Raw genomic sequence first — 11,248 nt, forward strand, 5'->3', positions numbered from 1 at the left:
TACAGTCTGTTCTACAGACAGATCAGAATTCGAACGGTTCTGCCGTACGGTCCAGAGTCAGGGTCACGAGATCGACATCGATCGGCGTATCGTTGCGCCCCTGATTGAACGCCATCTGGAAATCGCTGCCAAACGCGGCAACTGCTGACGCAACGCCAGCCTCGCCGCTCGCGCCTTCCCCGTCGACGCAGGCCACAAGGCCAACCGCGACGAGGATGAGGCATCCGGTGCGAAAAGAGAAAATCGTCATGTGTTTATCCTTTCCATGCAGCGGATCAATTGGGCGATCCGGGGATCGGCGCGTTCAGATAGGGAAAGCGGTTCTGCAACTCTGTTGCCGCAATCGGCGCGCCGTCGGTAAAGGCGACGGTCCCCACGGGCGCATCCCCTTCCGCGCAAAGCCCCAGATTGATCAGATCGCTGGCATCATCCTCAACCGCACCGTCAACACCCAGTTCCGCGCCAAGCGGGACGGGGTGGCAGAGTGCCCCCATTGCAACGCGCAACGACACGTCGATGATGTCATCCCCCGGACGACGGCCGTTCGGGAAACCGGCCAGATCCTCACCAACGACACCCAGCGTGTGCTGTTCTGCGCGCGGCGTGGGCGCAATGGCCGTATTCAGACGCAGCATTTCACCCTGCTGCACATTCGCCGGCTGATTGAGCCCCGGAAAGCCGGTCAGGTAAGTTGTGACAAGGTCCTGGCGGGGGAAATTGGACGGCGCGATGTCATCGGCCGCGCCAAGTGGCGTGCGAAAGAGAATATCGACAAGTGCCGGAAACGTCGGATTGGTGACATAGGTGGCCAGATCGACATCGTCGATGGGCTCGGAGCCGTTGAAGCGATCCTTGTCCGGGATACCAATGACAATCTCGTTCACCAACGGCGTGGAAATCCGCGACTGCTGCACCCAGGCGCCACCGATCTTGGAGGTGGCCTCATAGCCCGGTGTCGCATCTTCCAACTCGGCCTGCGCCAGGCTCGACGTGGTCCAGCCCCCGATCACCGTTTCATCACCCGATGTCAGGCAGGAAATCGGCATCTCTAGCGCAATCGTGGAGACGTTGACCTTGCCAAAGACATCATCGTTGTCGCGGCTCTGCGTGATGCCGCCGTCCTGACCGCCGCCATCACCCGCGCCGGGGGCGCTGTCCCCCTCGATGGGGACCAGATTGATGAGGTCAAAAACCTCGCCGAGGTTCAGCGCAAAACCATCCGCACGCTGACCGACAAAAACCCGACCGGGTGTTTCACAGCCCGGCACATCGATGTCGTAGATGTATTGATCTGCATAAGCATCATAGTCCGGCAGCGTGTTCAGGCCGACGTGATCCAGCGGTTTTGTGAAGGATGCGCTTGCTGAGCCAGCGCGGGTCACCACGCTGCGCGTGCCACTCCGCCGGTCCCCGCGGACCAGTGTAACACCATAGCTTTCAGATTCGTTCAGCAACGACTGGTCGTTGGGCAAGATTTTACCCGCATATTTCAGCGGAATGGCAACCTGTTCGCCGTTGATATCGAGCCCGATACCAGCGCCGCCATTAGCCAGCTGATTGTCAAATTCGAACTGGAAGGTCAGATCTTCGATGGCATCGCCGTCGTTGTCGATGTGGATCTCATAAAGCGCATCCGCATCCATCGTATAATAGCTTGGGCCTCCGTAGTTCACCTGCAGGGGCTGATAGTTGGCCAAAAAGGTTACGTAGTCCTCGCGGCCGGGTTCATAGCTGCGGAAGATGTAGAAATCGGTGCCATCCACCTTGGGGTGTTCGGTGATCGCAGGGGCTTCGCGGTGCGACGAGGCCGTCACAGGGGCTGCGGCCGCCATCAGCGCCGCGGCAAGCAGACTGCTCATGGCAAGGGGTCGTTGGGTCTTCATGGTTTTTCCTCACGTTTTGTTTCACGCAAAGCTTCTCCGTTGGCAAAAGATGCATCTTTTGCCTGGGCTCTGCGCGACAGCGGTTTCGGTCCTGTCGCGGGGTCTCCGCTGCGGGATTGTTCAAGCTGTATTCACTAAAACGGGCGCTTCCGAGAATTAGTTTCAGCCGCTGCAACAAATACCGAGGGCGCCTCGTATTGCTTGATAGACAGGGTTGTTTTCGGGAGAGAATGCTATGATTGCGTCACCTGATGCGGTGCAGGTCATCGCCACCTTATGGCTGATGGTGATCCTTGGCTGGATCAGCCTTTGGGACATTTCCCATCTGCGCATTCCCGACCTGGCCAATGGCCTGCTGGTGCTCTCAGGACTTGGGATCGCCGCGGTGACCACGGGCGGCTGGCCAATATCACAGCTCATTGGACTGACGATAGGGTTCGCCGTCTTTGCAGGCCTCGGAGAGGTCTATTTCCGCCGCACAGGCGTCGATGGCCTGGGCCTGGGGGACGCCAAACTGCTCGCAGCGGCAGGGGCCTGGCTGGGGTGGGCGGCGCTACCCGGGCTGGTCGCCCTCTCCGCCCTGTCGGCGCTCAGCTATGCGCTGATCCTGAAACGTCAAAAGCTGGCCTTTGGCCCGTGGCTTTCGGCCAGCTTTCTGCTGCAGTGGTGCGTTCAAACCTTTACCTAGGCGCTCACAAGAACGAGGCAGCCATTGGGCATGGTAATCTCATGATGCTCGGTGCCCGGCAATGAACACTGGGCATCCCCTGCGGTGTAAAGCTTGTCGTTCATCCAGAATTCGCCCTCGATGATAAAGAGATGCTCAGCCCGATCATGGACATGCGGCTTGATCCGCGCACCCGGCAAACAGCGCAAGAGATACATGCATCTGCCCGTGTCCGGATCCTGGGTCAGGATCTTTTTCCAGACGAATTCCGACCGTTGCTCCCACGTCCCCTCATCTGCTCTTTGGACCTGCGTGGGCTGTAAAGGTTCCGCATCCAGCTCGGCTTCAATCGCCGCGAAAAGATCATCCGGCGGCTCCGCACCGGGCAGCGATTGGGCCACGGGTGCCATCTGCGTCAGCAGCTCATCCGTTTCACCGCCAAACTGAGGCATCGTGCCCGGAATGGCCGGGATCGTGTTGAGGTTGCTTACCATTTTATCCAGTGAACGCATTATGTTGTCGGTGTCCTGTGTCATTCCATTGCCTCACGCAAAGCGGCTAATCCGCGTCGTACCCAGCTTTTTGCCGTGCCAACGGGTATGTCCATCACACTCGCCAGTTCGATATATGTGTAACCCTGAAAATAGCAAAGCATCAGCGCTTTGCGATGATCGGGGCGCAGGTCCGCAAGAAGACGGCGGATCACCAGGCTGTCGAGCGTATGGCTTGCCGGGTCATCAAGATTGGAGAACTCCGGCACATCATCGGTAAATTCAACAAAACCACGGGTGCGTTCTGATCGCAGCCGGTCAATCGCGCAGTTGCGGGCGATGGTGCCGATCCACGACAGCGGGTTGCCGCTTTCGGGCCGGTACTGATGTGACCTTTTCCACATGCGGACAAAGGCTTCCTGTGCCACTTCCTTGGCGAGATCATGATCCCGCATGATGGCGAGGATCACCCCGAAAACGTATCGCGCACTCAGATCGTAAAACCGGCGAAAGGCTGCCCTGTCACCCTCCGCGCAGGCGGCAAGCAATTGTGCCAGTTGTCGGCATTGTTCCGTCGCGGCCATAGGCTTGGTTTCGCTCTTTTCCGATTCCGATGCGGGCACCAGTCTGGTCACTCCCACGGCAGTCTCCCCATTCTGTTGGCACCTAGCAAGGACGGAGACCCAGGCTCAAAAGTTGCAGCGCATCAGAATTTTTTCTTCAGATGCCATCAGCGAGGTGCCTGAAATCTCCGCATCGTCTTCGGGCGCGATCAGTTTTTCCTTTTGCTGATAACCGCTTAGGACGATGCCAAGGTGAGAGTTGTCCTGGCATTTTTCGGCGACAAAACTTCGCAACGCCGCCCGTTCAAATGACACCGCGCCCAGTGGCAACCACGCATCACCCGGTGCCGGGCGGACAATAATCTGCTGTCCCGCGTCTTGGGTCGCCACCATGCCCAGCGTGGAAACTGTTGCGGCAAGGGCGCCCGCCGCAAAAACCAGGATCATCCGTGTCAGCCCATGATGCCGCGCTCTGGGGGGCCTGCTGGCATCCTTATCGTTGTCCAGCTCCGCTTCGATGTCATCCAGCAGCCCCTGCCCCGGGCGCGCCACATCAAGCGATTCAGACAGTGGCGCAAGAAGACGCATATCCCTTTCGCGCGGTCTTGCGTCTCCAATGTCGTACCGCTTGCGCAGAGAGGATAGAATTTGAGAACTGAGGGTCATCGCTTCGCGTCATGATTGAGGGTTTCCCGTGTATCAGGAAAGGACGGGCCAGCAGGTAAGACGGATGCACCTGACGTAACGGAATGCGCGCTCAAATACCTGCGTACCATTCATATCCGCGATCTTCCCAATATCCGCCCCGCCCGCGCCCAAAGGTCTCAAAACTGTCGACCACCTCGATGGCGCGGATGTATTTGGCCATTTTATAGCCCAACTGGCGCTCCACCCGCAGCCGCAAAGGCGCGCCATTTGGCACCGGAAGTGCCGAACCGTTCATGCCGTATGCCAGAATGGTTTGCGGGTGCATCGCATCCACCAGGTCGATGGTCTCGTAGTATTTGACGCCCCCCGACAAGCTCCGCTCAATCGTATCAAAACAGTGGAACAGCACGTATTTGGCACCGGGCAGCACACCCGCCCGCTCAAGCACGGTCGAGAGTGGCACGCCGGTCCATTGGGCGATGCAGCTCCATCCTTCCACACAATCGTGACGCGTGATTTGACTGCGCGCGGGCATCGCGGAAAGTGCTCGCAGAGACAGCGACAGCGGGCGTGCAACCTGCCCGGAAACCTCCAACCTGTAGGTCTCGAATTCTGCATTGAGGTGCTTGAGGTAGTCCGCGTCCTGCGGGTTGGTAACGCCATTGGGCCGCTGCGGCTGACGAATGTCGGCAAGTTGGAATTCCTGCGCCAAGGCGTCCCGGTCCAGCAGTCCGCGTTGCGCTGCCATCGTCAGCACATTTGCGCGTTCCATATAGGCACGCAGCGGATGATCAAGATCGCTCAACCCATCAAGGATGTTGCATCCGCCAAGGGCCATCGCGCCAAGGCCCGATCCTGTCATGCGCAGGGCGCGGCGGCGGGTGATCAATGCGCCTGCCATCTCACTCACCCTCATCCAGATGGTACCAACCGGTGATCATGGATCGCATCTCGTTCACCGGCCCCGCCAAAAGCACCATCGCAACATGCACGATGAAAAACGCCAGAAATCCGAAGGCGGCGCAGAAATGAAGGGTGCGCGCGGTCTGACGCCCCCCCAGTACCTCCGACAGCCATGGGACTGCGGCGTTGATGCCCGGTGACATGGCAAGCCCCGTGGCCACGATCAGCGGAAACAATATGAAGAGCACCAGACCATAGCTGAACTTTTGCAAGGGGCCGTAGTGCCGCCGATGCGGCAGTCGCAGGCGCAAGTGCACGCGCACATCCTGTTTGAAATCCCGCAAATCCCCTTTGTGCGGGATGAGATCACAGATGAGATGCCCCGACAAAAGCGCCCCTAAGAGCCACAGAAACAGGCTGCCCACGAGAACCCAGGCAAAGAAAAAGTGGATGATCCGCCCTGTCGCCAGATCCACACCGCTTGGGAGGGTTGCCCATGCCGGAAAGGCCCGCGCCCCCGACCCAAGCGCAAGCACGGAATTGTCAAAGCCAAACCCCGATTGGTCGCCGATGTAAAGCGTTGGATGCGCGTTGAATATCTGCAGTCCAGACCCCAGGAGGAAAAACATCGACAGCGCCCAGGCCCAATGGGTCACCCGCGTGATGCGCGTTTGCCGTTTGATCCACCGGTTGCTTTTGCTGTTGCTATGCATGTTCTGCCCGCCTTGTTGATTGCCCTGAGGTACGCAATACAACCGCCTAAGGTTTCGGCGTGGATCGATTTCGGGACTTTGAAACTTTCCGGGGTGACCACCCGTCTCTTGAGCAATCCCTCATGCAGCGAGGGAGTGATCAGAAACGAAAGGAAATCAGATGATCCAAACGCTCAGACTCTCTTCGACCGTCGCCGCCCTCATGTTGGGCACCGTCACCTTTGCGGCCAATCCGGATGTTGGCGGCGCGCCGATGTTCACCGACAAGAACATTGTCGAAAACGCCGTGAATTCAGCAGATCACACCACCCTTGTTGCGGCCGTCAAAGCAGCGGGCCTTGTCGACGCGCTCATGGGCGAAGGCCCGTTCACAATCTTTGCACCCGTCAATGACGCTTTTGCGGCACTGCCCGACGGGACCGTGGAAGCCCTGCTGAAACCCGAAAACAAGGGCACCTTGACGAAAGTTCTGACCGCGCATGTGATTGCCGGGAAGCTGTCGGGCCGGGAACTGATGTCCAAGGCACGCGCCAGTGCCGATGGTTTCTTTCACCTCGACACGCTCTCGGGCGACGCGCTCTCGGCGCAGGTCAAATCCGGTGTGCTCTACGTCTATGACGAAAGCGGCAATGCAGGTCGGGTGACCATCGCGGATGTGAACCAGTCCAACGGTGTCATCCACGTTGTGGACACCGTGTTGCTGCCAAAATAATCTGTTCATACCGGCGTGCATTGGAAAAGAGGGGCAATACTGCTCCTCTTTTTTCATTTGGGAGGACGGCTGAACCGCCGGATTGCTTTACCAGACATATGCCATTTCAGGTGTCGCCCGTGCTGCAATCGAATTTACATATTGCCTCACCTCAAATGAGAACATAAAGTGAACGAATGGCGCAGCTCTCCCTGAAATCCAAGCTCGCAATCCTGAGCGATGCGGCGAAATACGATGCTTCTTGCGCATCTTCCGGATCGTCCCGGCGCGATTCCCGCGATGGAAAAGGTCTGGGATCAAACGAAGGCAGCGGCATTTGCCACGCCTACGCCCCCGACGGTCGCTGCATCAGCCTGCTGAAAATTCTCATGACGAATTTCTGCATCTACGATTGCAGCTACTGTGTGAACCGCGTGTCCTCGAATGTGCCACGCGCCCGGTTTTCGGTGGATGAAATCGTCAGGCTGACCATCGACTTTTACCGTCGCAACTATATCGAAGGTCTGTTCTTGTCCTCCGGCATCATCCGATCACCCGATGCCACGATGTCGGACATGGTGCAGATCGCGCGCAAACTGCGTCGACAAGAGAATTTTCGCGGATACATTCATCTCAAAACCATCCCCGACGCAGCGCCGGAGCTCATTGAGGAGGCAGGCCTTCTGGCCGACCGGCTGTCGATCAACGTTGAATTGCCGACGGATACCTCGGTCACACGCTTTGCGCCGGAAAAGAGTCCGCAGCAAATTCGCCAGGCAATGGCAAATGTTCGGGTCCTCAAAGACAGTGCAAAGGACCGCTCCCACACCGGTAAGCGACCCCCGCGTTTCGCGCCAGCGGGCCAGTCTACCCAGATGATCATTGGGGCAGACGGATCAAACGACACGATGGTTTTGCGGCAATCCACACGGCTTTATGCCAGCTACCGGCTCAAACGTGTCTATTACTCTGCCTTCTCGCCCATCCCTGACAGTTCGGACAAGCTGCCATTGATCAGCCCGCCCTTGCTGAGGGAACACCGGCTGTATCAGGCCGATTGGTTGCTCAGGTTCTATGGGTTCGCGCTAGACGAGATCACTTCGGCGACGCCGGACGGCAATCTTGATCTACAGATCGACCCGAAACTGGCCTGGGCGCTGCAGCACCGCGGCCTGTTCCCGATGGATGTGAACACCGCTGACAAAGACATGTTGCTGCGCATCCCGGGCTTTGGTGTCAAAACGGTCAACCGTATCCTGACCACACGTCGCCACCGGCACCTGCGCTACGAGGACCTCCTGCGCATGGGCGCATTAATGAAAAAGGCGCGCGCCTTTGTCACGGCGGGCGGGTGGAGCCCCTCGAAACTGACGGATAGCGCTGATCTGCGGGCGCGATTTGCGCCGCCGCCTGAGCAACTTTCCCTGCTATGACGCAGCACATGACCGTGCCCAGAATCGGGGCCGCAGCCGCCTGGCGGGACGCCGCACGCGGATTGCTGTCCAGAGGCACGCCGCCCGAGCATGTCACATGGGGCGATGACGCGATGGCGCGCGGGCTCTTTGATGAGACGCCCGCACCGATCCAGCCTTCGGAAATCCGTGTGCATCGCAGCTTCGTCAGCCTCGCCAACAGCGTTGTCTGGCACAACGACCCGCAGCGGTTTTCGCGCCTCTACCACATGCTTTGGCGGTTGCAGTCGCAGCCCTTGCTCATCGGTGATCGTGGCGACCCGGCGATGGCGAAATTGCGCGCCATGGAGAAGAATGTGCACCGTTGTCAGCACAAGATGAAGGCCTTCGTGCGGTTCCGCGAAATCGGTGATCCGGCTGCACCACGCCGGTCATTTGCTGCATGGTTCGAGCCGACACACCACACGGTTGAGCCGACAGCGCGATTTTTCCAACGCCGATTTGGCGATATGGACTGGCGCATTCTGACGCCGGATGTCTCGGTTTTCTGTGAAGGGGGCGCATTGAGGTTCGACACGGATCGCCCCAAGCCTGACCTGCCCGATGATGCACATGAAGACCTGTGGGTCACGTATTTCCGCAATATATTCAATCCCGCGCGGCTCAAGGTACAGGCGATGCAATCCGAGATGCCAAAGAAATACTGGAAAAACATGCCCGAGGCCGAATCGATCCCCGAACTGATCTCGACCGCCCCGGCCCGCGCCCGCGCGATGGCTCAAGCCGCGCCAACCTTGCCGCCTGCGCGGATGGCGCAGGTGCAAGCGATGCAGCGCCGCAATCTGTCGTCCTGGGGCGGCCCGATCAGCGATCTGCCCGCAGCCGTCCACACTTGCACCCGGTGCCCCCTGCATGCAACCGCCACGCAAGCGGTGCCGGGCGAAGGCCCGACAAATGCCGATCTGGTGATTGTAGGTGAACAGCCAGGCGATCAGGAGGACCTACGCGGCAAACCCTTCGTGGGTCCGGCAGGCCAGGTCTTTGATGAGGTTGCAAAGCGCGCAGGTCTTGACCGCAACACTGTCTACATCACCAATGCGGTCAAGCATTTCAAATTTGTGCCGCGCGGGAAGCGCCGGATCCACCAACGTCCTAATGTATCCGAAATTGAGCATTGTGCTTGGTGGCTGGATGCCGAGCTCAAGCTGGTTTCTCCCAGGCTTGTCCTTGCCATGGGGGCTGTCGCGGCCAAAGCCCTGACCGGATCGGAGGCAAATATCTCAAACCGGCGCGGCACGGTCGAACGCGGACGGTTGGGCAGCGCGGTTTTGATCACCTATCATCCCTCCTATATTTTGCGCCTCAGCGACAAGGCAAAGCGGGAACAGACTATCGCCGATTTGCAGGACGATCTTCGTCTGGCGGTGCAGGAGGCCCGGGACCCAGGCAACCCTAAGCGGCCAGACAACTGAAACTTTTCATCGGTTTTGCCAAGAGCAACACCCTCCGCTGAATTGTGCTGCAGAGGTCACGCATGAATGCGATCTGGCGCTCCTATCGACGACAAGCCCGCGCATTTTGCATGACTTGTGGCTCGTTTTGTCTAAGCTCTGTTTCCAACGATTCCGGAATTCAACCTGAAAGGGAATTGCCTTGGCTGAATATGCCACTCCGGCACATGCGCATGGCGGTAAAAACAAAGCTTCAGCAAAGGCTTCGCAGACCGAACAACTCGAGCTTGACCCCGAAAGGGCAGCGCATGAAACCCAGCAAACCGCAGGTTTGAGAGGCTTGCAGCATGCGCTGAGCAGTAACCCGGCGACACATCAGTTGCACCAACTGCAAAAGGCTGCAGGCGCGGGCACCCCGAATTTGAAGGCGCTGCAGGCCAAAGCAGGCAGGGACCCAGCAGTTCAACGGATGCATGACCTGCAACAGGTGGCGAATTCAGGTCCCGCGATGCTGCCGCTTCCCCAGATGATGCACCGGGTCGCCACGCCAGGAAATTCACCGGAGGGGATCGCGCCGCAGGTTGGGAATAGCCAGCCGGTATCGCAGCTGCAATCTCACCAGATAAAACCGATGGCCTGGCGCAGTTCGACGCCCCTGCAACGGCAGAACGCGCCCAGCGGACGGGTACAATATCCGGCACTGATCGGCGTCCCCAACACCCCCTGCCCTTCAGGATTTGCAGATCAGATGGGCGCGACCGTTACGCAAATGTCGCGCAAAGACTACCACAAGTGGCAAGGCTCCTTGCAAGCCGGGTTCGGCCCCCACGGCGTCATGCATCAAGGGAACCGGAGCACCGTCGCCCGTTGGAACAATGCTGGGTCGGTGGCACAGCGCCTGAAAATTCCGCTGACCCAGAAAATGAAGGCCGGTCTCGTCATGGCCGAAGCCAGCCTGACAATAATCGCAGGGATTGCGGGGCTGGTGGCGGGCGCCGGGTTCGGCGCCATTCCATTGGTTGTCCCGTCGATCCTCGCATTGATCGTTGGGGCGCTAAAATTCGGCCGCGGCGCGTTGATGTACCGCGAAAACGCACCCAAGGGGCTACGGCTCGCGGCGATTGATACCATACGCACGATCGAGGCCATCGTCGCCGGCGTTGGTGCCTTGATGGCCGATCCGACGTCTTTTTACAAAATTCCGTCGATGATCTTCGCAATTGCCAAACTCGTCCGATCACTCGCGACCGCTTTGGCAGATCTGCTCGACGGTAAGGGCGGGTGGAAAACCGCGATTTTTGTAAAGGGGCTCAAAGGCTTGTCAGCGCTGGCGCATACGGTTGAGGCGGTCACGGCCGGGTTCTCGGCGGGTGCGGGCATCGTCGATGGCATCGGGACCATGGCCAGTGGCGCTGAAATGGCGGCAGGGGTTGGGAAAACGGCGGCAAGTGTCACAGGTCTTGGGATTGCCGGGGCAAAGGCGGTCCGCGCGGGCGATCAGGCCGGGGCCTTCCTGTACGGCGCGCCTGCGCCACAGCAGGGTCCGGGGGCTGCTGCCGCTGTCGCACCGCCGGGCGGGCCGGGCCCCGGACCCGATGCTGGACCACAGAGTCTGCCACCTGCACCCCCTGCCGCCCCCGTCCCGGCACTTGCACCCGCAGTTGCGCCAGCCGATGCCCCGGCTCCCGCAGTCGGCCCGGTTTCGGTGCCCGTTCCCGCGCCTGAACTTGTTCCAGCGCCAGCGGCCAATCCTGCTCCTGCTCCTGCTCCTGCTCCTGCTCCTGCTCCTGCTCCTGCTCCTGCTCCTGCTCCTGCTCCTGCTCCTG

At 59.4% G+C, this 11,248-nt stretch carries 12 protein-coding genes; 5 read left to right on the plus strand and 7 right to left on the minus strand.

Annotated features, from left to right (window positions below):
* Nucleotides 1–22: 22 nt before the first annotated feature.
* Together Q1A63_RS24245 and Q1A63_RS24250 are read right to left on the minus strand one after the other, a co-directional pair.
* Nucleotides 23–250 (minus strand): hypothetical protein, encoded by a 228-nt coding sequence (locus Q1A63_RS24245; RefSeq protein WP_298976458.1) that lies wholly within the window; start codon nucleotides 248–250, stop codon nucleotides 23–25.
* A 25-nt stretch (nucleotides 251–275) separates the two neighbouring features.
* The gene (locus tag Q1A63_RS24250) at nucleotides 276–1,883 is read right to left on the minus strand and encodes a DUF4331 domain-containing protein (protein ID WP_298976459.1); all 1,608 of its coding nucleotides are present in this window, start codon (nucleotides 1,881–1,883) and stop codon (nucleotides 276–278) included.
* 235 nt (nucleotides 1,884–2,118) lie between these two features.
* Here Q1A63_RS24250 and Q1A63_RS24255 point away from each other — a divergent pair, with 235 nt between their 5' ends.
* Nucleotides 2,119–2,571, plus strand: a complete 453-nt coding sequence (locus tag Q1A63_RS24255) for a prepilin peptidase (RefSeq protein WP_298976461.1) — start codon at nucleotides 2,119–2,121, stop codon at nucleotides 2,569–2,571.
* On the opposite strand, the gene Q1A63_RS24260 is transcribed toward Q1A63_RS24255, so the two are convergent.
* The 5 genes from Q1A63_RS24260 to Q1A63_RS24280 all read right to left on the minus strand — a co-directional run bounded on the left by Q1A63_RS24260 (nucleotide 2,568) and on the right by Q1A63_RS24280 (nucleotide 5,868).
* Nucleotides 2,568–3,044 (minus strand): cupin domain-containing protein, encoded by a 477-nt coding sequence (locus Q1A63_RS24260; protein ID WP_298976462.1) that lies wholly within the window; start codon nucleotides 3,042–3,044, stop codon nucleotides 2,568–2,570. The two genes, Q1A63_RS24255 and Q1A63_RS24260, sit on opposite strands and share 4 nt — an antisense overlap.
* Nucleotides 3,045–3,082: 38 nt before the next feature.
* The gene (locus tag Q1A63_RS24265) at nucleotides 3,083–3,682 is read right to left on the minus strand and encodes an RNA polymerase sigma factor (protein ID WP_298976463.1); all 600 of its coding nucleotides are present in this window, start codon (nucleotides 3,680–3,682) and stop codon (nucleotides 3,083–3,085) included.
* A 48-nt stretch (nucleotides 3,683–3,730) separates the two neighbouring features.
* Nucleotides 3,731–4,192, minus strand: a complete 462-nt coding sequence (locus tag Q1A63_RS24270; RefSeq protein ID WP_298976465.1) for a hypothetical protein — start codon at nucleotides 4,190–4,192, stop codon at nucleotides 3,731–3,733.
* A gap of 169 nt (nucleotides 4,193–4,361) precedes the next feature.
* Nucleotides 4,362–5,153, minus strand: a complete 792-nt coding sequence (locus tag Q1A63_RS24275; RefSeq protein ID WP_298976467.1) for a molybdopterin-binding protein — start codon at nucleotides 5,151–5,153, stop codon at nucleotides 4,362–4,364.
* 1 nt (nucleotide 5,154) lies between these two features.
* Nucleotides 5,155–5,868 carry a cytochrome b/b6 domain-containing protein gene (locus tag Q1A63_RS24280; protein ID WP_298976469.1) on the minus strand — a complete coding sequence of 238 codons (714 nt, stop codon included), beginning with the start codon at nucleotides 5,866–5,868 and terminating at the stop codon, nucleotides 5,155–5,157.
* Nucleotides 5,869–6,028: 160 nt separating this feature from the next.
* Here Q1A63_RS24280 and Q1A63_RS24285 point away from each other — a divergent pair, with 160 nt between their 5' ends.
* The 4 genes from Q1A63_RS24285 to Q1A63_RS24300 form a co-directional block, all read left to right on the plus strand.
* Nucleotides 6,029–6,580 carry a fasciclin domain-containing protein gene (locus Q1A63_RS24285; protein ID WP_298976470.1) on the plus strand — a complete coding sequence of 184 codons (552 nt, stop codon included), beginning with the start codon at nucleotides 6,029–6,031 and terminating at the stop codon, nucleotides 6,578–6,580.
* A 176-nt stretch (nucleotides 6,581–6,756) separates the two neighbouring features.
* Nucleotides 6,757–7,992: a putative DNA modification/repair radical SAM protein gene (locus Q1A63_RS24290; RefSeq protein WP_298976471.1), complete on the plus strand. Its 1,236-nt coding sequence runs from the start codon at nucleotides 6,757–6,759 to the stop codon at nucleotides 7,990–7,992.
* A gap of 8 nt (nucleotides 7,993–8,000) precedes the next feature.
* Nucleotides 8,001–9,443, plus strand: coding sequence for a UdgX family uracil-DNA binding protein (locus Q1A63_RS24295; protein WP_298976473.1), 1,443 nt, complete (start codon nucleotides 8,001–8,003; stop codon nucleotides 9,441–9,443).
* 181 nt (nucleotides 9,444–9,624) lie between these two features.
* The coding region (locus Q1A63_RS24300; RefSeq protein ID WP_298976475.1) for a hypothetical protein at nucleotides 9,625–11,248 on the plus strand (1,624 nt) is incomplete at its 3' end.

It is taken from the genome of uncultured Roseobacter sp., assembly GCF_947499265.1.
Lineage (GTDB): Bacteria > Pseudomonadota > Alphaproteobacteria > Rhodobacterales > Rhodobacteraceae > Roseobacter.